Annotated in this window: 21 protein-coding genes; 14 read left to right on the top strand and 7 right to left on the bottom strand. The window is 42.0% G+C overall.

Features of this window, described 5'->3' with window-relative positions; translation table 11 throughout:
• Positions 1-321: 321 nt before the first annotated feature.
• Positions 322-1,737: a GntP family permease gene (locus JMX13_RS11485; protein WP_201612754.1), complete on the bottom strand. Its 1,416-nt coding sequence runs from the start codon at positions 1,735-1,737 to the stop codon at positions 322-324.
• Between the two features lie 312 nt (positions 1,738-2,049).
• Here JMX13_RS11485 and JMX13_RS11480 point away from each other — a divergent pair, with 312 nt between their 5' ends.
• The 8 genes from JMX13_RS11480 (at position 2,050) to dcd (ending at position 9,695) form a co-directional block, all read left to right on the top strand.
• Positions 2,050-2,763, top strand: coding sequence for a CoA transferase subunit A (locus JMX13_RS11480; RefSeq protein WP_201612752.1), 714 nt, complete (start codon positions 2,050-2,052; stop codon positions 2,761-2,763).
• A 91-nt stretch (positions 2,764-2,854) separates the two neighbouring features.
• Positions 2,855-3,484, top strand: coding sequence for a CoA transferase subunit B (locus tag JMX13_RS11475; RefSeq protein WP_201612750.1), 630 nt, complete (start codon positions 2,855-2,857; stop codon positions 3,482-3,484).
• 69 nt (positions 3,485-3,553) lie between these two features.
• Positions 3,554-4,354 (top strand): 3-hydroxybutyrate dehydrogenase, encoded by an 801-nt coding sequence (locus JMX13_RS11470; protein WP_201612748.1) that lies wholly within the window; start codon positions 3,554-3,556, stop codon positions 4,352-4,354.
• 156 nt (positions 4,355-4,510) lie between these two features.
• Positions 4,511-5,863, top strand: a complete 1,353-nt coding sequence (gene mgtE / locus JMX13_RS11465) for a magnesium transporter (protein WP_201612746.1) — start codon at positions 4,511-4,513, stop codon at positions 5,861-5,863.
• A gap of 249 nt (positions 5,864-6,112) precedes the next feature.
• Entirely contained in the window at positions 6,113-7,330 is a 1,218-nt protein-coding gene (gene apbC / locus JMX13_RS11460; RefSeq protein WP_201612744.1) for an iron-sulfur cluster carrier protein ApbC, read from the top strand.
• A 91-nt stretch (positions 7,331-7,421) separates the two neighbouring features.
• The gene (locus tag JMX13_RS11455) at positions 7,422-7,844 is read left to right on the top strand and encodes a hypothetical protein (protein ID WP_201612742.1); all 423 of its coding nucleotides are present in this window, start codon (positions 7,422-7,424) and stop codon (positions 7,842-7,844) included.
• A 26-nt stretch (positions 7,845-7,870) separates the two neighbouring features.
• Positions 7,871-8,983 carry a DUF2804 domain-containing protein gene (locus tag JMX13_RS11450; RefSeq protein ID WP_201612740.1) on the top strand — a complete coding sequence of 371 codons (1,113 nt, stop codon included), beginning with the start codon at positions 7,871-7,873 and terminating at the stop codon, positions 8,981-8,983.
• 136 nt (positions 8,984-9,119) lie between these two features.
• A complete protein-coding gene (gene dcd, locus JMX13_RS11445) occupies positions 9,120-9,695 on the top strand; it encodes a dCTP deaminase (RefSeq protein ID WP_020443725.1) in 576 nt (191 codons plus the stop codon).
• Between the two features lie 124 nt (positions 9,696-9,819).
• Here dcd and JMX13_RS11440 read toward each other — a convergent pair whose 3' ends face one another.
• The 6 genes from JMX13_RS11440 to JMX13_RS11415 form a co-directional block, all read right to left on the bottom strand.
• Positions 9,820-10,263, bottom strand: coding sequence for a ClpXP protease specificity-enhancing factor (locus JMX13_RS11440; RefSeq protein ID WP_201543237.1), 444 nt, complete (start codon positions 10,261-10,263; stop codon positions 9,820-9,822).
• Positions 10,264-10,391: 128 nt separating this feature from the next.
• On the bottom strand, positions 10,392-11,006 hold the full coding sequence (locus JMX13_RS11435; RefSeq protein WP_201612738.1) for a glutathione S-transferase N-terminal domain-containing protein: 615 nt from the start codon (positions 11,004-11,006) through the stop codon (positions 10,392-10,394).
• Positions 11,007-11,199: 193 nt separating this feature from the next.
• Positions 11,200-11,913, bottom strand: a complete 714-nt coding sequence (locus JMX13_RS11430) for a cytochrome c1 (RefSeq protein ID WP_201612736.1) — start codon at positions 11,911-11,913, stop codon at positions 11,200-11,202.
• The gene (locus JMX13_RS11425) at positions 11,913-13,133 is read right to left on the bottom strand and encodes a cytochrome b (protein ID WP_413786212.1); all 1,221 of its coding nucleotides are present in this window, start codon (positions 13,131-13,133) and stop codon (positions 11,913-11,915) included. Before JMX13_RS11425 ends, JMX13_RS11430 begins: the two co-directional genes overlap by 1 nt.
• Positions 13,134-13,140: 7 nt before the next feature.
• Positions 13,141-13,725 carry a ubiquinol-cytochrome c reductase iron-sulfur subunit gene (petA, locus tag JMX13_RS11420; RefSeq protein WP_201543231.1) on the bottom strand — a complete coding sequence of 195 codons (585 nt, stop codon included), beginning with the start codon at positions 13,723-13,725 and terminating at the stop codon, positions 13,141-13,143.
• Positions 13,726-14,198: 473 nt separating this feature from the next.
• On the bottom strand, positions 14,199-16,142 hold the full coding sequence (locus JMX13_RS11415; protein ID WP_201543229.1) for an ATP-binding cassette domain-containing protein: 1,944 nt from the start codon (positions 16,140-16,142) through the stop codon (positions 14,199-14,201).
• A 189-nt stretch (positions 16,143-16,331) separates the two neighbouring features.
• Here JMX13_RS11415 and JMX13_RS11410 point away from each other — a divergent pair, with 189 nt between their 5' ends.
• From JMX13_RS11410 to JMX13_RS11385, 6 genes are all read left to right on the top strand, one after another.
• Entirely contained in the window at positions 16,332-16,613 is a 282-nt protein-coding gene (locus JMX13_RS11410; protein WP_201612734.1) for a SlyX family protein, read from the top strand.
• Between the two features lie 233 nt (positions 16,614-16,846).
• Positions 16,847-18,238: an outer membrane protein transport protein gene (locus tag JMX13_RS11405; protein WP_201612732.1), complete on the top strand. Its 1,392-nt coding sequence runs from the start codon at positions 16,847-16,849 to the stop codon at positions 18,236-18,238.
• A gap of 394 nt (positions 18,239-18,632) precedes the next feature.
• Positions 18,633-20,141 carry an outer membrane protein transport protein gene (locus JMX13_RS11400; RefSeq protein WP_201612730.1) on the top strand — a complete coding sequence of 503 codons (1,509 nt, stop codon included), beginning with the start codon at positions 18,633-18,635 and terminating at the stop codon, positions 20,139-20,141.
• Positions 20,142-20,580: 439 nt separating this feature from the next.
• Complete coding sequence (locus tag JMX13_RS11395; RefSeq protein WP_201612728.1) at positions 20,581-21,966, top strand: hypothetical protein; 1,386 nt, start codon at positions 20,581-20,583, stop codon at positions 21,964-21,966.
• Between the two features lie 229 nt (positions 21,967-22,195).
• Positions 22,196-23,227, top strand: coding sequence for a transferrin-binding protein-like solute binding protein (locus tag JMX13_RS13785; protein ID WP_201612726.1), 1,032 nt, complete (start codon positions 22,196-22,198; stop codon positions 23,225-23,227).
• Positions 23,228-23,460: 233 nt separating this feature from the next.
• Positions 23,461-25,647, top strand: coding sequence for a transferrin-binding protein-like solute binding protein (locus JMX13_RS11385; RefSeq protein WP_201612723.1), 2,187 nt, complete (start codon positions 23,461-23,463; stop codon positions 25,645-25,647).
• Positions 25,648-26,156 lie beyond the last annotated feature (509 nt).

Genomic DNA, 26,156 nt, shown 5'->3' with positions numbered 1-26,156 from the left:
TATTATCAACATTAGATTATCAATGCTAAAAACGTCTAAAAACTTATAAGAAAGCGAAAAATTAAAAAAGTGTGCCTATGATACCGTAATTCGGCCAATTTTGTGACATTCCTCAGTAATTAATACGATAACTCATATGGTAATTAACTCTATATCACATATAGATTGTTATTCACTCATTAGGTATAAATAATTGATTTTATTTAGATAGGTTGATAATAATGTGACCATAAAAAACCCACCAAGCGATTGGCTAAGTGGGTTTGATAAAAGGTATGTTTATTTGATAGCCAGAGTCTTTCTTGAACACCTAGATATTTCTTAAAAAGAACCAAACATCGTGCCTAAGATAATAACGGCGACCACAGCGATGAGTGGAATGATTATTGTGACCATGGCGATGTTTAGATACGACTGCTTATGGGTCAAACCACAAATCGCGAGTAAGGTAATGACCGCACCACTGTGTGGCAAGGTATCTAAACCACCTGCTGCCATTACGGCAACACGGTGCATCAGTTCTGGATCAATACCAGCGGCGACGGCCATTCTTAAATAGTCTTCACCCAACGTCGATAGCGCAATACTCAAACCACCAGACGATGAGCCAGTGATACCCGCCAGCGTGGTCATCGCGACGGCTTCTGAGATGAGTGGATTACCTGGTGTTAGGTTTAAGATACTGTCACGAATGATAAGAAAGCCTGCCAGCGAGGCAATAACCGCCCCATAACCAACTTCTGATGCGGTATTGAAAATCGGTAACATCGAATCGTAAGTGCCACGGTTAATGGTTTTTTGTAGATTTTTCCAATGGCCAATACGCAGCACAATGAGCACGGTACAAGCAACGACCAATGAGATGATAATTGACCATAGACCAAGTGAGCCTGCGATATTTAAGTCAGGAAATTGAGTTTGCAAACCACTAAAATCCATTGATGGGAAGATAACGTAAGTTAATAAAGCGTTCAATCCGATGACCAAAAATAATGGAATCATCGCAACGGTAAATGAGGTGTGATGAGTGCTGAGCAAATTGGTCTCTGCCACTCCTCCACCAACGCCGCCTACATCGCTTTCATCATGCAGACCATAACCTTCGCCCGCAGCACTGGCTTTTCTGGCACGTGACTGTAGCCACAACCAACCACAGACAAACATAATCGCACCGCCAATAAGACCCAAGATAGGCGCGGCAAATACGTTGGTATTGTAATAAGGAATGGGAATAGCATTCTGAATGGCAGGGGTGCCCGGTAGCGCTGTCATCGTAAAGGTGAATGAACCCAACGCAATCGCTGCTGGAATCAAGCGCTTAGGAATATCCGCGGCTTTAAACAAATCTTTGGCAATTGGATAGATAGCAAATGCCACCACAAATAACGAAACGCCACCATAAGTTAAGATAGCACAAACCAAGATAACCGCTAAAACGGCTTTACTAGCACCAAGCTTTTCGACCACCGTTTTGGCAATCGCTGTCGCTGCGCCAGAGTCCGCCATCAAGCGCCCAAATAGCGCGCCCAATAAGAAAATAGGGAAGAACTTCAGTAAAAATCCACTTAGCGCGCCCATAAATACATCGGTGTAGGCGGGAATACTGCTTAAAAAATCACCTGAAAGTAATACGGCTAATATCGCCATAATCGGTGCTAAAATCAGCACCGAATAGCCGCGATAAGCAAAAAACATCAATAGTAACAAAGTGATGACAATAGCAAATGTGCTCATCATGATCGCCCTCCTTGGCAAAGTTCAAGCCCCGAGTATGCAGGGCATATTGACATGGGTCAATAAAATTAATCAAAATATAGGAGGGATAAGGTTTTATTAAACATAAATCTAGACTAATGCCGTATCGATTTAGTATGTACTGAGATACTGCGCTGGCTGGTAAGTTCTTACGGTTATTCTCTTCTCGCTATCAGAATAATATGTTAAGTTAGTATAAGAGCTATACCTAATATATCGATAGAAAATGTATTATTATAATTTCACTTGATGATGGGTATTAATAACAAAAACCAGACTTGCAAGGAGATAAGCATGAGTCGTTCAAAAGTATATAGCAGTGCCGAAGATGCGTTAAAAGATATCGTTAGTGACGGACAAACACTCGCTATCGGCGGTTTTGGTCTGTGCGGTATCCCTGAAGCGCTCATCGAAGCTTTACGTGATAGTGGGGTCAAGGATTTGACTTGCATAAGTAACAACGCAGGCGTTGATGAGTTTGGTTTAGGTCTGCTATTACAAACCCGCCAAATTAAAAAAATGATCTCATCGTATGTCGGTGAAAACAAAGAGTTTGAACGTCAATATTTAGCAGGTGAGTTAGAAGTTGAGCTGACGCCGCAAGGGACATTGGCAGAAAAGCTACGGTCAGGTGGTGCAGGTATTCCAGCGTTTTATACGGCGACGGGCGTCGGCACGCAAGTGGCTGAGGGTAAAGAGACGCGTGATTTTGATGGACGCACCTATGTACTTGAGCACTCATTACGTGCTGATGTGGCATTAATCAAAGCGCAAAAAGCAGACAAAGCGGGTAACTTAATATTTAACAAGACGGCGCGTAACTTCAACCCAGATTGCGCTATGGCAGGCAAGATTACCATTGTCGAAGTTGAAGAAATCGTAGAAACGGGCACCTTCGATCCGGATGAAGTGCATCTGCCGGGTATCTTTGTGCAGCGTATCGTCTTAAATAGCAATCCTGAAAAGCGTATTGAGAAGACAACCACTAAAGCCGTTGAAGGTGGTTAGATAAAGAGCTTATCAACATAATGATTAAATACTTAGGGCAATGATAATAAAGTATTTAAAAATAAAATATCGTGACAATAAGGAAATCACCATGGCATGGACAAGAGAACAGATGGCACAGCGTGCCGCACAAGAGCTACAAGACGGTTATTATGTCAACCTAGGCATTGGTCTACCAACCTTAGTCGCCAACTATATTCCTGAAGATGTGGATGTTTGGTTGCAATCAGAAAATGGTTTATTAGGTATTGGCGAGTTTCCAACCGCAGATAATGTCGACGCTGATTTGATTAATGCTGGCAAGCAAACCGTAACCGCAGAGCCGGGCGCCAGTTACTTTAGTAGCTCAGAGTCATTTGCGATGATTCGTGGCGGTCATGTAAATTTAGCGATACTAGGCGCGATGGAAGTGTCAGAAAAAGGGGATTTGGCCAACTGGATGATTCCCAAAAAAATGGTTAAAGGCATGGGCGGCGCTATGGACTTGGTTGCGGGCGTGCAACGGGTGATTGTGCTCATGGAACAAGTCAATAAACACGGCGAGCCAAAAATCCTGCCCAACTGCGAGCTGCCATTAACGGGTAAAGGGGTGGTTGATCGTATAATCACCGAACTTGCCGTATTAGATGTCACAGACAATGGATTGAAACTGGTTGAGCTGGCAGATGGCGTTAGCTTTGATGAGCTACAAGAAAAGATGCCAGTGAACATTGCTCAGTAAACCTGTTTAATAGATAAGACTGTTTGAGACAGGCATCCAAAAAAACCTATTTATAATGGACTATAAAATATGGCAACCACATTACAACAAGATTTGACCGGCAAGGTGGCGTTAGTCACTGGCGCTGCCAGTGGCATTGGACGTGACATCGCTGAGACTTATGCCAAGGCAGGCGCTGCAGTTGGTATTGCTGATATTAATCTTGCAGCTGCACAGCAAACGGTGGATGCTATCGAAGCCGCTGGCGGACGCGCACTTGCAATTGCTATGGATGTGACCTCAGAGGATGCCGTAAACGATGGCGTGCAGCAGTTAGTGGATACCTTTGGCGGTATAGATATTCTTGTCTCCAATGCCGGTATTCAAATCATTGACCCGATTCATAAGATGGCATTTGATGACTGGAAGAAAATGCTCGCTATCCATTTAGATGGGGCATTTTTGACCACCAAAGCTGCTGTAAAACATATGTATAAAGGCGATAAAGGTGGTACCGTCATCTATATGGGCTCGGTACATTCGCATGAAGCGTCACTTTACAAAGCGCCTTATGTGACCGCCAAACACGGGTTACTTGGACTGTGCCGTGTGTTGGCAAAAGAAGGCGCTGAGCATAATGTACGCGCGCATGTGATTTGCCCAGGATTTGTCAAAACCCCGTTGGTCGAAAAACAAATCCCGCAACAAGCAGCTGAAAAAGGCATCAGTGAAGAATCGGTAGTGAATGACATCATGTTGGTTAATACAGTTGACAAAGAATTTACGACCGTTGATGATATTGCCCAATTGGCATTATTCTTAGCAGCGTTCCCAAGTAATGTATTCACCGGTCAATCTATCGTTGCCAGTCATGGTTGGTTTATGAATTAACTGGTCTGCTGGTTGTTTGATTGGTTTAAGAATCATTAGCTTGCTAATAAAAGACCAATCCATTAGGATTCGATTCTATGTTAACTTGAGCCAATTATATTTGCTCTTTTTTATGAGCGCCTGTTGCATAATGTTGCGCTGCACGGAGTAAAAATAATGAATAATGAAGACTTAGCGTTGACCTTTGCTGCAAAATTAAGCCGTGCTATCGAGCAGCAGCAGTTTGAGCAAGCGATTGATGAGGTGAAAGCGCTACGACCTATCGATGTTGCTGATGTGCTGGCGATGATTGAACCCAAACTTGCTTGGCAGCTACTAGAGCATCTGCCCAATCGCTCGACGATATTTGCTTATTTAGACGCGGATATTCAGGTTGCACTCGCTTACGTATTTCCACGAGCTGTTTTAGCGAAGATAGTCGGGGAGATGCCGTCTGATGAGCGTACCGACTTATATAAGCGCTTGAATCAGGAACAGCGCGATGCATTGCTACCCGCACTTGCACAGGCAAAACGTGAAGATATTCGCAGATTGTCTGCATATGAAGAACGTACTGCTGGCGCGTTGATGACGTCCGATTATGCGACATTAGCTGCCGAGATGACTGTTGCTGAAGCCTTAGACGCTCTTAGACTAGAAGCACCCGATGCCGAGACCATTTACCATGCTTACGTCATCGATGATGTCCGTAAGCTGTTAGGTGTCGTGTCATTAAGAGTGCTTATTTTAGCGTCACCTGAGCAGCTGATTAAGGATATTATGGTCAGCTCGGTTATCTCTTCTGATGTAAACGACGATCAAGAAGATGTCGCCAAAACCGTTGCTCGCTATGACTTAATTGCCTTGCCAATTACTGATGCCAGTGGAGCTTTAGTCGGTATCGTCACCCATGATGACGCCATGGATGTCGCCAGTGATGAGGCCACCGACGATTTCCATAAGTCGGGCGGTGTCTCGACCATGGTCGGGCGCTTAAAAGATGTCAGTATTACCGTCCTCTATCGTAAGCGGGTTTTTTGGCTGGTATTTTTAGTATTTGGCAACTTGCTGTCGGGGCTGAGTATTGCCAACTTTGAAGACGTCATTGCGGCAAACTTAGTATTGGTGTTTTTCTTGCCTTTGCTGGTTGATAGTGGCGGTAACGCTGGCTCGCAATCAGCGACTTTGATGGTACGGGCTTTAGCGACTGGTGATGTCGTGATGCGTGATTGGTTTTCGCTACTTGGCCGCGAAGCCTTGGTTGCATTGATGTTAGGTGGCACGATGGCAGTTGCCATTGCACTTATTGGCTATGTGCGCGGTGATGCGATCGTCTCTTTGGTGCTGGCACTGAGTATGCTGTGCGTCGTTATGATTGGTAGTGTGATTGGCATGAGTCTGCCTTTTGTACTTAATAAGCTCGGTTTTGACCCTGCGACCGCCAGTGCGCCTTTAATTACTTCGATAAGTGATGCGTCTGGCGTGCTGATTTATTTATTCATCGCTTCTAAATTTCTACCGATTGGTTAGTCTATGTAATGAAGTGCGGCTTAAGTAAAAATGCCTTATCGCCTTTGACCTTCATACGGCCTTCATACCTACTGACAGTGTGGTTTTTTTATAGCGCCTATTGAGCTACACTGTGTCTATATAAAAGCATTTGGCAAAAGCTTTATGAGCTAACGTTTTAGCTAAGAATCTTTTTCAAACAATTATTATTTAAAAAAGATTAGCCGTTTTTGCCAAATTTAACCATCGATATAGGTAGTAGAGGTAGCTATGTTTAATTTTATAAAAAAAAGAGCATCTTCGAAATCCGAAACTCCACAGCAACAAGCCGCACGTGATAGCGCTGTTGACAAGGTATTGCTAGGTTATCATGTTGGTAATACGAGTATTGCCCAAATGGTAACTGGGCTGAATCGTGATGGCGATCAACTCACCTTAGATTTGCGTTTACCGCATGACAGCGATCCCGAAACGGTTCAACAAGAACTTGGTCAGCTACTGCAGCCGCATGGTATCCAGACGATTCATATGAATGTGCGACTATCTGCTCCAGCTAAAGGGGATTCTAAAACCTTGCCAAAGCAGATGCCTAAAACCATCGATGCCATGGGTAATAATGGCAAAGCAACATCGAAGCCCAGTCCAAATGCAGAACCACCTATCACTAAGGCGGCGCCAACACAAGCATCGCTCCCGCCACATCCTCATATTCGCCACATTATCGTCGTCGCTTCGGGTAAAGGCGGCGTTGGTAAATCAACCACCACCGTTAATATCGCCTTAGCATTACAGAAGTTAGGCAATCGTGTTGGCGTGCTAGACGCTGATATCTATGGCCCGAGTATGCCGACGATGCTGGGCGTGGATAAGGTGAAACCTGAGCTGGAAAATGAGCAGTTTGTTCCTATCGATGCACATGGTTTGGCAATGCTATCGATTGGTAGCTTGCTCGATGGCGATAATACACCTGTGGCATGGCGCGGACCAAAAGCCACTGGTGCCTTGATGCAGCTTTATAACCAGACCAATTGGCCGCAGCTAGATTATTTAGTAATTGATATGCCGCCTGGAACTGGCGATATTCAGCTGACCTTAGCGCAGCGCATTCCGGTGACCGGCGCGGTGATTGTGACGACGCCGCAGCATATTGCCTTACTTGATGCGCAAAAAGGCATCGAGATGTTCAACAAGACCAATATTCCGGTACTTGGGGTGGTTGAAAATATGGCGCTGCATACGTGTAGCAACTGTAACCATACTGAAGCTATCTTTGGTACGGGTGGCGGCGAAAAAATCGCTGAGCAATACCATGTGCCACTATTAGGGCAGTTGCCGCTTGCTAGCGGTATTCGTGCCCAAGTAGATAAAGGTGAGCCGAGCGTGTTGGCGGATGATGAATTTGCGCCGTATTATTTAAGCATTGCTAAAAATATCGAAGCCAATATCAATAAGTTTGCCAAACCTGTCGATGATAAGCGGATTTTTTAATGGTTTTTAATGGCTTCTAGAGATAGTAAAATAGCCTAAGTATATAAACTCTTAAACTCTAAGTGGCTTTGATTTTTAAAAAGGAAGTATTGTGAGCTTATCGATTTATCAAAGTCATTTAGATAATATTCCCAAACAGTATCAATTCTTAAAGTTATTGCGCCCGCCGATATACTTGATTGAACTTTCAAACAATAAAGTGACCGCCGTTTGCTACTATAAAGATGGTAGCAGCAAACGCCATCAGGTCAATGCGGGTTTTAGCAACCGCCGAATGGTGATTGCTGATTTTTTGCTAGCAGTACAAGCCATCACTGATTTATTGCTTAAATTTCCTAAGTATCCATTTGGAATAAGCTCTTTTGCAATAGTTAATATGACAGAAGAGCTTGTAGATGGTTTGACGATGATAGAGATTAAAGCCATTAGAGAAGCAGTTTGGGCCGCATCAGGACAAGCAAAGAGAAGAACTATAAGTATCACAATTAGCTACCAAGGGCAGGTAGTCTCGTAATGAATTTTGGCTAGGATGCCGTAAAAATGAAGCAAAATGATAATAATCAACCTATTGTTAATCACTTTAGAACAGTTGAGATTGACCAGCTTATTCCAAACGGTCAACCTATCTTTGGCGTATTTGGTAAAGTTAAGCGCATCAACTATCTTGACTATCATAGTCATCTTATATCGCAAAAAGCGCTGCCAAATTGGCGTAAAGAGTTAAAAGCCAACCAATTCTGTTTTATCCAAATTATCCAGCCGCCTTATCGAGTTTGCCTAGCACTGGCGACGATTAAGCTTGCGACCAGTGCCTTCGTTTATCTTTATAATGATGAAACTAATGAGCTAGAGGTTTGCGAAGCCTTGCAGCCTTTCACTCGGCAGACGCTATTAGAAGGCGATTGCTACCAAGGTCAAATGGCATTTACTCATGATAAGCTGACAGTGACATTGGATTTTACGCCTACACAAATCAAAGTAATGTTAGACAGTCAGTATATTGCTATAGATGCGACATTAGCGCGGCGATCAGAGCCACTTGCTATCTGTACACCGACAGGTAGGCGCGGTTGGACATTCACACAAAAAGAGCCGCTCACAGCGGTTACAGGTCATTTAACCATTAAAACCAATTCAAAATTTAGTACTGATGCTCTTAGTACTTTAGATGTCCAAGCTAAGCAAATAGGCTTTACTGATACGACTATTGCCAATCTAGACTGGACGCTTGGTTTTATGCGCCACAAGACCAATTGGTTCTGGACATGTATTAACACATATTTACCAGACGGTCGTCATTTCACATTGAACTTATCGATGGGTGTCAATGAAACCGGAGCCAGTGAAAATGCGTGCTGGCTCGATGACCGGATAGTGTATTTACCGCCTGTGATGTTTATACGTCAAGAATTGGATGCATCCGCGCAGAATACTTGGCGTGTTTATCATCAAAACCTCGGCTGGAGCAAGGTTAATATTGATTTAACCTTTACGCCAATTACTGCCTATAAAAAGACTGATAACTTCGGTGTGCTTGCCAGTATCTTTGAGCAATGGCTTGGTTTTTATAGTGGTGAGATACGGCTAGGAGATGAAGTGATTAAGCTTGATAATGTGATGGGATTGGCAGAAGATCATTTTGCTAAATGGTAGGCGAGTATCATTTTGACTAGAGATTTATTTTAAACGTAGGCAAGCCTATAAATTGAGCGCTCAATTCCGTATAATCGTCGCTATCAAAATACCATTCATATTATAAGTTTTATTATATATCTGCTAAGGAATAACAATGTCTATCAAATCTGACCGCTGGATTCGTAAAATGGCTCAAGAACACGGCATGATTGAGCCATTCGAAGCGGGTCAAGTACGCTTTAATGATGCCGGCGAACGTTTAGTCAGTTACGGTACTTCAAGCTATGGTTATGACGTACGCTGTGCGCCTGAATTTAAAGTCTTTACCAACGTACATTCAGTGATTGTAGATCCTAAAAACTTTGATGAAAAAAGTTTTATTGATGTTATCGGTGACGAATGCATCATTCCGCCAAACTCTTTTGCCTTGGCGCGTACGATGGAATATTTCCGCATTCCACGTGATGTATTGACGATTTGCCTTGGTAAATCAACTTATGCGCGCTGCGGTATCATCGTCAACGTCACACCACTTGAGCCTGAGTGGGAGGGACATGTGACGTTAGAATTTAGTAATACCACCAATTTACCAGCACGTATTTATGCAGGCGAGGGCGTGGCACAAATGCTGTTTTTCCAAAGTGATGCTGATGATGTCTGCGAGACCAGTTACAAAGATCGCGGTGGTAAATACCAAGGCCAGCGCGGCGTAACTTTACCGCGGACTTAATCACGAGAAGGTAAGCGCGAAGAACTTAATAGTTTAAACGCAGAGCCTTGTAGACCAAAAACAAGAAAGCTGGTCGTATTGAATACGACCAGCTTTTTTGTTTGTACTATTTTTAATACTGATCTTATTTTAAGACTTTTAAGCCAGCTTTATTGTCGCGTTTAGGCTTAGGAACTACAATGTTTGTTTTAGAGCTGCTACTCGCAACGGCATCATCTTCAGGTTCATAGTCATCATATTCATTAGGATCAAAAAACATACCTTGTGAATTTTCTTTGGCATAGATGCCCATTACCGCCGTCAATGGTACCCAAATCTCTTGGGAGACGCCGCCAAAGCGCGCACTAAAATGAATATAATCATTTTCCATACTCATATTACCGGTTGCACGGCTAGCAATATTGAGCACAATACGACCATCCTGTACATGTTCTCTAGGAATCTGTACGTTGTCGGCAGTAGCGTCCACCATTAGATAAGGTGTCAGTGCATTATCTTCTATCCATTGATATAGCGCGCGCACCATATAAGGGCGTGTTGGGGTAATAGAGGTGGTTTCTTCGCTCATCGTTGGTTTCCTATACTCATGATATTAAATAATGATTAAAAAATTTTAGCGACAAAGGGGGATTTATAGAATAATTGCTCACATTTTAGCATTCTTCTATTCTAAGGTAGCAGTAGACGGTTGTCTAATTAACGTACACTTTTTTGAAAGCTATCACGCTCAAAGATACGTTTTTGATAGTCAAATAGGGGTCGGCTAATAGCACGCGGTAGCTCAATACCCATTTCTTCCAACCGCCATAGCAGAGGCGCTAACAGCACATCACACCAACCAAATTCATCTGCCATAAAATAAGGCTTATGCGCAAACAGTGGTGATATAGTAATTAGTGAATCGCTCAGCTGTTTTTTTGCCATAGCAGCTTGGGCTTTATTAAAACTGTCTGGATGCATCAGTAGACGCTTACCGAGTACCAGCCAATCGCGCTGGATACGCCAGGCCAACTGGCGAAACTGTGCACGCTCTTGCGGCGTATCGGGTAAGAGCTTATTGGCATGATAACGCTCTTCAAGATATTCAAAAATAACGTTAATCTCATACAGCGCAATTTCACGCTGCTGTAGCACTGGCAAAGTATGATATGGATTAAGCTCTGTTAAATCTTCGGGACGTTCAGAATGCAAACGTGACAAGTAATAAGCCAGCTTCTTTTCTTCAAGCAATAGGCGCACCACATGACTGTCGTAGCCATCATCAGCGTATAAAATCAGCTGACTACTTGGAATGTCATTCGCATCAATCATGAAAGCCTAATGTATTAGTAAAGCCTGTTATCGTAAACAATGTCGCTCCGTTTATCAAGGCAGCGTACGTAAACATTGCACGTAGGGCGACCACTTAACAGTTAATTTGCCGCTTGATAATCTTTTCAAACATAAAAAAGCACTACCGAAGTAGTGCTTTTTTTTAGATAAAATCTTGGCTTTTATTGCTTAATTATTTTACGTCTTTCCAGAATTCTTTATTTAATAAATAAACTGGAATTAGTAGTACTAATAAGAATAAAATCACAAAGAAACCAATCACTTTACGGTCATGACGAACAGGCTCAGCCATCCACGCCATAAAGTTAACCAAGTCACCAACCTCAGATTCAAACTCTTCTTCACTCAAGGTTTCTTGCATATTATGCAAGACGTGCGGCATAGCAGCATTTGCAAGCACTAGGTTATTAGCGCCCCAAGGACGACTCGGATCTTCATAAAACGACAATAAGTAAGTGTATACCCAGTCATCACCGCGCAGACGGGTCTCAAGAGACAAGTCTGGAGGTGCCGCGCCAAACCATGATGCTTGTACTTCAGGGTCAATCTCAGCATTGATGTGCTCACCGATTTGATCCGTGGTCACCATCAAATACTTTTCAACCAACTCAGGTGGTATCTCTAAATCTTTAGCAATGCGCGAGTGACGAACGTACTGTGCAGAATGGCAACCAGCACAGTAGTTCATGAAGATTTTCGCACCGTTTTGTAGCGAACCCTTATTGGTAAAATCAATAGGAGCTGTACTACAAGCTAAGTGTTCAACCACACCATCTGCATTGGTAAAAGTACCACATCCACCACCTGATGCGCTTGCTGTGCCAGCAGTCAAGGTCAATGCCGCGCCTAAGCCTAGACCAGCTAGGGATTTAATTAGCGTGTTCATTAGTGACCTCCGGTAACGCGTTCTGGTGGCTGTTTACACTTCTCAATAGCAGTGTAGAACGGCATCAATAAGAAAAACAAGAAATACAATACAGTGAATATACGCGCCATAATGGTTGCTGTTGGTGAGGCCGGTGTCGCACCCAAATAACCCAAGACCACAAAGCTAATCGCAAACACAGTCAATGCAATTTTCGACAAAATACCTTTATAACGTATAGAACGTACAGGTGATCTATCGAGCCATGGAATTAAGAACAAGAATGCAATCGCACCGCCCATTGCAATAACACCACCAAGCTTATTAGGAACGGCTCGTAGAATGGCGTAGAAAGGAGTGTAGTACCATACTGGCGCAATATGTGCAGGTGTTTTTAGTGAGTTCGCTGTCTCAAAGTTTGGTGGCTCAAGGAAGAAGCCGCCGCCTTCTGGGAAGAAGAATACCACGGCAAAGAACAAGATAAAGAAGACAACAATACCAACCATGTCATGCACAGTGTAGTACGGATGGAATTCAATACCGTCTAATGGCACACCGTTTTTATCTTTTAGCTTCTTGATATCAATACCATCAGGGTTGTTCGAACCCACATGATGTAGTGCGACTAGATGCATAAACACTAAGCCCACAAGTACTAGTGGAATAGCGACGACATGCAAGGCAAAGAAGCGGTTTAGGGTAATACCTGAGATAATATAATCACCACGTACCCATTCAGCAAGACCATCGCCAATCACAGGTAGAGCAGCAGGTAGGTTTAAGATAACCTGTGCACCCCAGAATGACATGTTGCCCCAAGGAAGTAGGTAACCGAAGAAACCTTCTGCCATCAATGCTAGGTAAATACCCATACCGATGAGCCAAATAAGCTCACGTGGTTTTTGGTATGAACCGTATAGCAAGGCGCGGAACATATGCAAATATACGACGACGAAGAACGCAGACGCCCCAGTCGAGTGCATATAACGGATGAGCCAGCCACCTTTGACATCACGCATGATATATTCAACAGACGCAAATGCCCCTTCGGCACTTGGGTTATACATCATCGTCAGCCAAATACCAGTCACTAACTGGTTGACCAATACCACCATTGATAGCACACCAAAGAAGTACCAAAAGTTAAAGTTCTTTGGTGCATAGTACTTTGACATGTGATATTCATAGGTTTCGGTCGCAGGAAAGCGCGCGTCTACCCAATGCATTAATTTTTTACCCATGCTCATATTAAGCCTCCCCAATCGTCAAGATGGTACCATCCATGTTGTAATCTGGGATGGGTAAGTTAAGCGGCGCAGGGACACCACTATAAACACGACCTGATAAGTCATATTTAGAGCCATGACAGGGGCAGAAAAATCCACCATACCAATCATTACCACCTAAGTCAGCAGCGCCAACATCAGGACGATAGTTTGGTGCACAGCCTAAATGCGTACAAACGCCTTCTACCACCAGTATTTCTGGTGAGATAGAGCGCTCAGGATTTTTACAATATTCAGGTTGTAAAGATGCATCAGAATCGGGGTCAGACAATAACGACTTTACAGAATCAAGTGTCGTGAGCATCTCTTCAGTGCGCTTAACCACAAAGATAGGTTTGCCGCGATATTTAACGACAATCATTTGTCCTGCTTCGATAGAACCAATATCTTGGGTCACCGCCGCACCAGCAGCTTCAGCTTTAGCACTTGGGGTCCAAGAGCGGACAAAAGGTGTTGCCACAGCAGCTACCCCAGCTGCACCAATTACGGCAGTCGAGGCAATCAGAACTCTACGACGTTGTACATTAACGCCTTCGGCATGGCTCATTAATACTTCCTCCAGGTGAATGAAATGGGATTATCCCACACTGGGTTTGTGGCTTAGAAAAATTACAATTATCAAGCCACGTTAGCTGTGCCTAATTTTGCTAATTGTTGCTATTCTAAGCTATTTTGGTCATAAAATAAATTATTGTGTTAAAAATAAAGCAACCTTGATAGGGCACGACAGATGGTTAAACAAAATAAAAGGTATAAAACACCTTAATTATCAATGTTTAACATGGGTCTTTGTACTTGCAAGGCTGTTATAAATGATGACCTTATAAAAAATAAGGGTATTCAGCAATAGGGAATGATACTTGAAATCAAGACAATGTTCACTAACTTTCAGCACATCACACCCTTGTAAATAAGCATAAGCTATTTATTACCACTCTAACGGTAGCGATTTCTATATACGCTAGAGTAGAAGGGTAATAAATAATCCTATGTTTCATATCAGCTCTTAAATACTACCTACTAACTCTCAAGGGTATGCCAGCGCTCAAGCTTAGTCATCATCTCATCTTCGATGACCAATAAACGCTCACTGGCAGCGGTAGCGGCGTCAATATCTTTTGTAAACCACGAACCGTCAGCCAGCTTCTCTTGTAGTTGCGTTTGCTCAGCTTCTAACGCGGCGATTTCTTTGGGTAAATTATCAAGTTCGCGCTGGTCGTTAAAGTTGAGCTTTTTAGCGGCATTATTAGGTTTTACAGCTGTCGCTGACTTATTAGTAGATTTGCTATTAGCCGTATTATTACTAGAAGTTTTAGCTGCTTTCGAAGCTTCTTCACGAGTTTTTTGTACCAAATACTCTTGATAGCCACCGACATACTCACTGACGGTTCCTTTGCCATCTTCATCCGTATCAAACACCCAAGTAGAGGTGACGACGTTATCCATAAATGAGCGGTCATGACTAATGAGCAAAATCGTACCACCAAAACTTGCGACTGATTCTTCTAGTAGCTCAAGCGTTGCCATATCCAAGTCGTTGGTCGGCTCATCAAGTACCAGAATGTTGGCAGGTTTTAATAGCTGCTTAGCAAGAAGTACACGATTACGTTCACCACCTGATAACGCTTTAACAGGCGTACGGGCACGTTCTGGCGCAAATAAGAAATCTTGCAGATAGCTCATAATGTGCGTTTTACGGCCACCGACTTCAACGAAGTCTGAACCTTCTGAGACGTTATGCGCCACACTGGCTTCAAGATCTAACTGATCACGCAGCTGATCAAAAAATGCAATTTTTAGGTTAGTCCCTAATTCAACGCTGCCGGTTTTGATGACATCATCGTCAGACATATCGAGTAGGGCTTTAATAAGCGTGGTTTTACCCGCGCCATTCGGACCAACGATACCGATCTTGTCACCGCGCATGATAGTGGTGCTAAAGTTATCGACCAATACATGGTCATCGTACTGCAGATGTAGATTTTTAACTTTACAAACCAGCTTGCCGCTTTTCTCGCCTTGACCCATGGTAATGTTAACGTTACCCACTTGCTCACGTCGCTCGCCACGTTCTTCACGCAATGCTTTTAGATCACGGACACGACCTTCATTACGGGTACGGCGTGCTTTGATACCTTGGCGAATCCATACTTCTTCTTGCGCTAGCTTTTTATCAAAATTGGCATTGTTCTTTTCTTCTGCCAATAACTGTAGCTCTTTTAGTTCTTGGTAGCGGGCATAGCCACCTTCGCCTTGAGTGACGTCATAACTGGTCAATTGACCACGATCAAGCTCAATAATGCGAGTGGACAGTTTATTAACGAACGCTCTATCATGGGTGACGAATAATAATGTCAGACCTTGCCAGTCTAATAAGAAACGCTCAAGCCACTCAATACTATCAACGTCTAAATGGTTGGTTGGCTCATCAAGGAGTAATACATCAGGTTTAGTCACTAAAGAGCGCGCTAATAAAACACGTCGCTTACGACCACCAGAGAGTGAAGACAAGTCATCTTCTGGATCCAATCCCATAGTAGTAATTAGGCGCGTCGCTTCTCGCTCTAAATCCCAACCATGCACTGCATCAATATCATGCTGCAAGTCCGCCATACGCTCGCAGGCGTCCATATCACCGTTGGCACATAAATCAGTTTGTGCATTATAGTTAATCAGCAGTTCGGCAGTACGTTTGCTGCCACCCATGACAATATCTAAAATCCTACCGCTGGTCTCGGGCACGTCCTGCTCGAGCATGGCGACGCGCACACTGTTATTAATAATGACTTCGCCGCTATCAGGCAATAATGTGCCATTAATCAGTTTAAATAAAGTAGATTTGCCTTCGCCATTGCGGCCTATTAAACACACGCGCTCGCCTGCATCGATAGCAAAATCAATGCCGTCAAGGACAGGAGCGACGCCAAAAGCGAGGTGAATATCTTTTAAATGTATCAGTGCCATAGAGTATCTTAAGCTTATATAATAGTGAGATAGAGGTTGTTGCAAAATTCCCAGCAGTATAACATGCTGCCACCTAACTGTAGTATGCGTAAATGCCTTTATAAACACTATTTTATAAAGTCTACTTTAAATGGTTGTGTCTGATATTTGATAAAGACCATAACTATATTATCTAGTATTGAGAAAAATATGAATGAACCAAATTCGATAGAAAAAAACGCCTCTAATCGTCAAGCTGAGCTGTCAGATATCTATGTGGATTTACAAGCACAGGTTATTGAATTACAGATGAACCTCTCTCACCTTGAGGTTACGGTAGAACGGCTTGATGAGGTTATTACGCGCCAAGACAAAGATATCCAGACCCTGCAGCGTCAAGTGCAGTTTATCTATAAGCAAGTTCAAAGCCAAGATACAGAGGGCGGTGTGGCGCCGTTTGATGTTATGGCAGATAGACCACCACATTATTAAGTATTAAAGTACTTGGCATCAAGCGAGAAATAATAACCACTATTCATTATAGATTTATATGCACATTTTTGTATAAATATACTGTCTGATGACTATTCAGTCATATTAGAGAAATAATGTGTTTTTAGGTTGTCTTAATGTAAAAAAAACATTAGTATCCTTCACCTTAGATACTGTCTACCTAACAAAGTTCGGTGTAGCGGTAAAACAATGTGGATGTTTGGAGATAGACAATGGGCGCAAATTTCAATCTAAAGACTCTTACGGTAGCTTTGGCTGCTCTTTCTGCAGCTAGTCTCGCTAGTGCAGCAGGTCTTGATCGTTCAGGTCAAGATATCACGGCGTTTTTGCAAGATGGTACCTATGCTGAAACGGTTTATACTTATCTAGATGCTGATGTGAGCGGCAAAGATATTTCAGGCAATGAAATTGATGATATTGCAGAGTCTTATGACTTTTTCCGTTATGGCGTAAAAGCGGATATCAACGATACTTTCAGCGTTGGTATCTTATATGACGAGCCTTTTGGTGCGGCCGCTGATTACACCGGTAAAAACGACTTTATAACTAATAGCAATGCAGATGCGCTTATTCAAGGTTTTACAAAGAATCCTAATTTAAATGAAGCTTTAGTTGATAAAAGTATCGCTCAACTAAAGGGTGCGCTTACTCCAGGCAACCCAGGCAACTTGACTGCTGAGCAATTACAACAAGCCAAAGGTCAGCTTATCGGTCTTGAAGCTGCAAAAGGTTTGGCTGCGACTGCAGGTCAAGCGACTCAAGTAGAAGTGCGTACTGAAAGCATTACCGGTATTCTTGGTGCGAAGTTCGGTCCTAACAAAGAATTTCAAGCATATGGCGGCCCAGTAGCTCAGCGTGTCACAGCAGATGTGAAACTGCGTGGTACAGCGTATAGTTCAGCAACTGGATATACGACACATATCAGCAATGATCAAGACTATGGTTGGATCGCTGGTATGGCGTATAGCAAACCAGAAATCGCGCTTAAAGCTGCATTGACTTATCGTTCTGAAATCAAACATGATGCAAAAGCTTTTGAGACTTTCCCAATTGCTACTGCCGCCGGTGCTACTGCTGGATTAGCATTACCGACCAGCAGAGATGGTGACATAGAAATCAACACCCCAGAATCTGTTAACTTTGATTTTCAGACTGGCGTCAATCCAACGACATTAGTTACTGCTAAAGTTCGTTGGGTACCTTGGAGTGAATTTGCCATCGTACCGTCACTGTATAATGACGTTAGTAAAATTTCAACTAAAGATGATGAAGGTTTAGCGTTGGTTAGCTATGATAAAGACCAATGGTTAGTAGAATTAGGTCTAGCTAAACGTTTGACACCCGCATTGGCAGTGACAGGTACTGTCGGTTGGGATAGCGGTGCAGGTAATCCAGTTACATCTTTAGGTCCTATCGAAGGTTATTACAGTGCTGGTCTAGGTGCAAAGTATAACTTCACTGAAAACTGGGCTATTTCTGCCGGTGGTAAATACTTATGGTTCGGTGATGCAGAAGGTCAAATTCCGACTAAAGCCGTCGTTAGTAACTTTGAAGATAATGATGGTTTTGCACTTGGTGTGAAGCTGTCTTATCAAGCTAAGTAAACTGGAAATTGCTAATATTTATATAAATTATATTTTATAAATAAAAAACGACCTTCAATAGGTCGTTTTTTTTATGTTTATGATAAAACATGAAATGCCAAAAACCTTCTGCTCAAAGAGTAATAATGTTTATTTACCGATTTAAGTTTAATTATAATGCTAATTATAAAACATTAATAAATATTTTAATTAAACTATTGTTTATGAAAGAAATTTAGTTGTTTGTACTATTCAGTCATTAATAGCAAATAAGGTGTTTTAAGTGTTGTTTTAGTGTCAAAAAGTGATTACTATCATTTTCAGGACATCGTTTACATAATCTTATATTTTGCGTAACAATGCTAAATTGGAATTATTGCAACGATTAAACAACGAGGATGTTTGGAGATATACAATGCGCGCTACTTTTCATTTAAAAACTCTTGCTGTAGCGATAGCTACTCTTTCTGTCGCGAGCATGTCTAGCGCGGCCGGTCTTGATCGTTCAGGTCAAGATATCACAGCATTCTTACAAGATGGCACTTATGCCGAAGCTGTTTATACCTATATCGATGCTGATGTTAGTGGTTATGATAATCAACGCGTTGCCACTGATGATGCCGGTTATGTTCAAGGTAAGAGTACAGGGGAAGTTGCTGAGTCTTACGATTTCTTCCGTTATGGTGTAAAAACTGATATCAATGATACCTTTAGTGTCGGTATCTTATACGATGAACCTTTTGGTGCGGCTGCGGCTTATAATGGTGATAGCAATTTTGTCGGTGCGCCAACGGCAGCGATTGATGGATTGATTGCCTCACAATTAGCTGGAAAGTTACCGGGAGTTACGACTGCCCAAGGTTTAGATACCTATGTTAAAGGTGCTCAACAACAGCTCGCAGCTGGTAGAGAACAAGTTAAACAGGCTGAAGCAGCCATTGCCGCAAATCCAGCACTTGAAGCTACTTTACGCCCACAGATTGTAGGTGGGAAAGCACAAATCGCAGCGGGGGAAGCACAATTGGCTCCTTTACAAGGGCTGAATGGCTATGCAGCTAGTCAACTTGCTAACACTGAAGGTACTAAAGTTGAGGTGCGCTCTGAAAATATCACTGCCATAATAGGTATGAAGCTTGGTGCAAATAAAAACTTCCAAATTTACGGTGGTCCAGTCGCTCAGCGCGTTCAGGCTGATGTAAAGCTACGTGGTAGTGCATACGGACCTGCTACAGGCTACACTTCCCATATTAGCCCAGACCAAGATTACGGCTGGCTAGCGGGTGTAGCATATAGTAAACCTGAAATCGCTTTAAAAGCAGCTTTGACGTATCGCTCAGAGATTGACCATAGCATGGACATTACTGAAACGTATCCATTAGCAGGTCTTTTAGCGGGTAATCCAGCGGCAGCTACCCAAACCAATAATATGGAAATCACCACGCCAAAATCAGTAAACTTTGATTTTCAAACGGGTATTAATCCTACGACATTAGCCACAGCAAAAGTACGCTGGGTACCTTGGGGTGATTTTTCTATCGTACCGCCATTATATAATGCCGTTAGTAAAAATAACCCTGCATACGGTCCAGATGGTTTAGCTTTAGTAGAATATAGTGATGATCAATGGCAGGTAGAGCTTGGTTTGGCTAAACGTATCATGCCTGCTTTGGCGGTCAGTGGTACGGTTGGTTGGGATAGTGGTTCAGGCGATCCAACGACATCATTAGGTCCGATTGATGGCTATTATAGCGTTGGTCTAGGAGCTAAGTATAATGTCACCCCTGAGTGGGCTGTATCAGCTGGTGGTAAATACTTATGGTTTGGTGATGCTAAAGGTCAGTTGCCAACACAACAAATTGTCGGAGATTTCCAAGATAATGATGGATATATTGTTGGTGTGAAACTTTCTTACCAAGGTAAGTAATGATATTGCTGTATTGGTAATATTAAAGATGAATGTTTATTAAAATAAAGCAGCCCTAGAGGCTGCTTTTTTATAACTAATTTCCGTAAAAAAATCACTAATGAAGAGAAGTTAGTGCTGTAAAAGTATCCATTTTTAAAATACCGAGTATAAATTTAAGGTGTATTTTGTAAACTTTAGCTTATTCCTAAATAATCTTAAAAGAGTATTGCTATCGCGCTAAACTTTAATTATGATACTTAAGTCGGTTACCTTAACTTACATAGTGGTAATGTCTGATAATAAGGAAATGTAAAATCGAGTAAGCGATTGTCACATTCACTCATTTATTTTTTAAGTCGTTTGGCAAAGGATTGCACAGCATAAGCTTCGATTACTTATATAGGTTGCCTAAGTAATTCAGCTATTTGCCAGTTATTTTATTCATGGAGGATGTTAAGTGTCTCAAAAATTCCCTATCTCTAAGCTTGCTTTAGCTTTATTTGCCTTATCTGCTGCCTCGCTTACGCAAGCGGCTGGTCTTGATCGTTCGGGTCAAGATATTAAAGGTTTCTTTAATCCTGGTACTTATGCAGAAGTTGATTTTGCTTATATCGATACCGATGTGTCTGCTCATGATAATGCGGGTGCTATCGTCACTCCAACTGGAGAGATTCGTAATGGTATTACTTCCACGGAAGCGGCATACGAAAAAGGCGTATCAACCGGAAACGCTACTCCAGATTCCTATAGCTTTATGCGTTACGGTGTCAAAACTGATATCAACGACAATATCAGTATTGGTGTATTCTACGATGAACCATTTGGTGCAGAAGTAGAGTACTCAGGTGATAGTACGTTTGTATCTAAAGCAGGAAAACAAACAATCGCTGATTCGTCTACTGGGACCTCTGTTCCAAATGAATTGATTAACTCCTCAGTTTTAGATCCTGACTATAATAAAAACACCAATGTAAGCGTTCATACAGAAACTTGGACCGGTTTATTGGGCTTCAAATCTAATGGGTTCCAAGTATATGGTGGCCCCGTTATGCAAAAAGCTAAAGCGGATGTGCATCTGCGCGGTCAAGCATATGGTCCTCTCACAGGATATGATGCGAATGTCAATGCAGATACGGACTATGGTTGGGTAGCAGGTCTTGCTTATAGTAAACCTGAAATAGCGTTAAAAGCAGCCTTAACTTATCGCTCTGAGATTGAACATAAGACTGATATAGGCGAAAGAGTTCCGTTGCTAGGTTCACCTCTAAAAGGTGTCGCATTAAGAAAGCTTGGAATTGATCCGAATTCTGCACTTGGCCAGTCTATTGGTGAATATGCGAACACTGAAGCTACTGTTACTACGCCTGAATCAGTGAACTTAAATATCGAAACTGGTCTTAGTGCAAAGTATCAGTTATTAGGTACCTTAGATGTACGCTGGGTACCTTGGAGTGATTTTAGTATTGTACCGCCTCTTTATAATGCCTACTCTAAAGCTGCAGCGCCAGAAGGGCTTCCGTTATTGTCTTACGAAAAAGACCAATGGAAAGTTGATGTTGGCTTAGCCAAACGTTTTAATGAAAAGCTGGCTGGCTCAGTCGTTGTTGGTTATGATTCTGGTGCGGGCGACCCTGTGAGCTCACTGGGTACTATTGAAGGTTTTTATAGTATTGGTGGCGGTGTCAAATATAACGTAACACCTGAATGGGCAGTATCGGTTGGTGGCAAATATCTTAAATTTGGTGACGCCACAGGACAATTACCTAATGGTAGTATCGTTAGTAAAGCTGAAGACAATGACGGTTACATCGCTGGTGTAAAGCTTTCATATCAGAGTCAATAACTTATTCTAATAAATATTATATTGGATAGAATTAAAAAGCTTATCTAATAAACGGGATAAGCTTTTAAAATCGAAATAAGTAAAAGCTCTGTATTGTTTATGGTTATCATCTTTAATAAGACTAATTATCATATTCATATATTGTTATAAACGGTTTTAAATATAGTTATATAACTTTCTTTACTGCTATACAGAGAAATATCATTTAAATATTCATGGAGGAATAAGAATGTTTCCTAATAATCATTCAAGTCTTAATAATTTGTCGTTAAAATCTTTCAATACCCCTCTAAAAGCTAGCGTGGTATTGATTACCGCCATTATGTTATCTGCCTGTGGAAGTGATAACAATAATTCATATAATCTTGGCGATATATTTGACGGTAGTCCAACGCCAACGCCTACGCCTACGCCAACGCCAACGCCAACGCCTACGCCAACGCCTACGCCTACGCCAACGCCTACGCCAACGCCAACGCCAACGCCAACGCCAACGCCAACGCCAACGCCAACGCCAACGCCAACGCCAACGCCTACGCCAACGCCAACCTATCAATCTGGCTCTGAAACTATTAAGAAAGGTGCGCAGGCCCTGAATATCGATGCTTCTGCTGCGTTACCAGGGACCGTGTTTAAAATAACAACTCGTGATTTTGATATTAACTCAAATAGTTTAGTAGCAAGAGCAGATTTAGCATCTGGAGGTTTGTTACCTAAAGTCACAGTTACAACGTCAGGAGGTAGTGATTCCAGTACTTCAAACGGTTTTAAACGTCATGATGATAGCGTTGTAATCCCGACATCATTAGGTGAGCTACCTCTGAATTATAGCTCAGTATATAAAGATTTTGGTACTCAGATGCGTATTGGTCATATTGATGGCCCAGCTAATTTTGGAGAAGCTAAACTTCCAGTAAATGGTGTAGCAGTATATGGTAATAAAACACTCACTTTACCTACAGAAGGCAGTGTATCGTATGGTGGTGATGCAACTTATCGAGCAATCGGTTTGGGTAAGGCTATAGAATATGGTAGTTCTGTGTTTACAGCTGATTTCGCTGCCAAAAAAGTTGATGGTACTTTAACTTTCAGTCAAGTTGGTAATATTGGTATATCTGGTACTATCAGCGGTAGTGAGTTTTCAGGTGCGAAAGGCGGCTATGCTACAGAAGGTGCTTTTTATGGTGATAATGCTAAATATATAGGAGGTATATTCTCAGGTAATAATGCACAAGGTACCTTTGGAGCTGAAAAGAAATAAAGCTATATAATAATATAAATTAATAAAAAAGCGCTCTATAGCGCTTTTTTATTGCTCGCATGTAATATCGCTTGCCATTAACTATATAAATGTATCATCTACTATCAATTGAAGTGAATAGGCAGTTTCTTAATTTTAGTTGACTTTATTTGACAATTTTGATTATCTATAGCAGTACTATGTTTTAAGCCTTATCCAATGGAATATTATAAACTCTTCATGGAGGAAGACGAATGTCACCTAACCGTCATTCAATCTCAGCTGTATCAACAGCAAAAAAATTAAATACCCCCTTAAAGGCAAGTGTATTGTTAATCACTGCTATTATGTTATCAGCATGTGGTAGCGATAGTGGTGATTATCCATACATTCCTTTAACGCCAACGCCTACGCCTACGCCAACGCCAACGCCAACGCCAACGCCAACGCCAACGCCTACGCCTACGCCTACGCCTACGCCGACTCCAACGCCAACGCCTACGCCTACGCCTACGCCAACGCCAACGCCAACGCCAACGCCAACGCCAACGCCAACGCCAACGCCAACGCCTACGCCAACGCCTACGCCTACGCCTACGCCTACGCCAACGCCTACGCCTACGCCTACGCCAACGCCAACGCCGACTCCAACGCCTACGCCAACGCCAACGCCAACACCAACACCGACTCCAACACCGACTCCAACACCGACTCCAACACCGACTCCAACACCAGAGCCTGAAGCTAATAAAACAGGTGTGCAGTCACTCAATGTTGACGCTAATCAGCTAGTAGAGGCTATATTTACAACTACCACACGTGACTTTACTGTCAACGCAGACGGCTCACAGATTGATGCTCGTGCTGATTTAGCTTCAGATAGCTTATTACCTGTAGTCCCAGTCAACCTTTCTGGCGCTAACGATAGTGATACTCAAAACGGCTTCAAATCTCACGATGACAACACTGACATCACAACCAACATAGGCGTATTGCCATTAGCCTATACCTCAGTCTATAAAGACTTTGGTGATAGCATGCGCATTGCTCACATTGACGGTGTTGCAGATGCCTCTGGACTAGGAGCTGGACCATTAACAGCCCCTGTAGATGGAGTTGGCGTTGTTGGTAACGCCACCTTAGCTGAGAACATACCGAGTGAAGGTAATGTACAATATGAAGGTGATGCAACCTATCGTCTACTGGGCGCAGGTCAGAGCATTGAATATGGTCAATCCGTATTTACTGCTGATTTTGTCAACCAAAACTTGACGGGTAACTTAACGTTCGCTAACGCTGATGACATCAGCTTAACTGCTGCTATCACAGGCAACAAGTTCTCAGGTGCAGCTGTAGACAATTCAGGCTATAACACCGAAGGTGGATTCTATGGTGGTAGTGCTGAATATCTAGGTGGTATCTATGAAGGTAATGGTGCTCAAGGTACTTATGGAGCAGAGAAAAATGCAGTTTTAACGCCGACTCCAACGCCGCCAGTTAATCCAGATGCTAAAGTAGATATTGAACTTACTGGTTTCCAGAGTAATACGCTAAGTAGTAAAAAGTTCTTAACTCTTACGGAAGATGCGATTGGTTATGCAGAGATACGTAATGACAAATCTGACTTTACAGAGACTGTGACTGTAGATGGATCTAAGGTTCCTGTAGACAATCAATTAGGAGATAACTTTACTGGTTACGATAAATTCTTTGCTCGTGCTGACATGACCAAGCCTGACTCTGTAAAACAGAAGGTTCTTGTTAATATAAGTGGAACTGACGATTCAGATTATGGTAATGGATTTAGTCTGCATACTGAAAACACAAAAGTTCAAGGTCCTGTAGCATTAGATCTCAACTATTCATCTGTTTATAAGAACTTTGATACACAAATGAAAACGCAGATGCAAATTGGACATGTATATGGAGATCCAAAGTTAGGTACAACAGACTTAGCACGTGTATCTACTGTCTATGTACAAGGTAATGGTACAAACCTTGAAGATATGCAGTATATGAAAGACTTGGCACAGTATAATATTGATAACAACATCAATGATGGCATGGTAGCTTATGCTGGTGTCGCTACCTATATGGAAAACCTACATCTAAAAGAAGGCGCTCGCGGTGGTCCGGTAGTTAATGGTACCTCTAAGTTCGATGTTGATTTTGTTAATAGTAAACTAGAAGGTAAATTGACATTTGCAGATGGCGATTATCAGTATATGCCTACTGGTAATGAAATTAATATCAATGCAGATATCAGCGGCAATACCTTTGCTGGTAATGTAAATAACATCGATACTACCGGTGGATTCTACGGCGAGGATGCCAACTTCTTAGGCGGTGTCTATCAACAAGCATTAGAAAAAGGTGGTAAGGGTAGTCAACCAGGTGAAGGCACAACCTTCCAAGGTACTTTTGGTGCCGAGAAGCAATAGACAAATTAAAACTAAATACTTCAATATAAAAAAGCGCCTTAGGGCGCTTTTTTGTTTTCTAAATCCTTATATTCATAAAAATTCTATAAAAGCATAGTAGAAAAACTGACTAAAATGTAAATTAAAATAATTTTATAAGACAAAAATTGGTAAAATTAATGTCGATATAATTTAAGGCTACGATTTAATATATAAAAATAATGAACATATTTTAATCTATATTACTAGTTTTCTGATTATAGCTTGACTAAAATATATGTATACAATCTGATCCGCAATTATATATCTATTCAGGGAGACAAATTGCTATGACGAGAATGCTTTATTGTAATAACATATTCTAATAAATTTTTCTAATATTGTATTGATGAAGTGTTTAAATAATTACTAATATTTCTTTTTTTATTATATTCGTCTAATTTTCACTAAAAAACCTAGAAAACACTCAATTTACTCTATAAATATGATGATTCTCCTATTTTCTCTAAAATATTTACATAATATATGAG

Source organism: Psychrobacter immobilis (assembly GCF_904846285.1).
GTDB lineage: Bacteria > Pseudomonadota > Gammaproteobacteria > Pseudomonadales > Moraxellaceae > Psychrobacter > Psychrobacter immobilis_D.
Note: the sequence above shows the minus strand (reverse complement) of the source record. Positions and strands in the feature narration are given on the sequence as shown.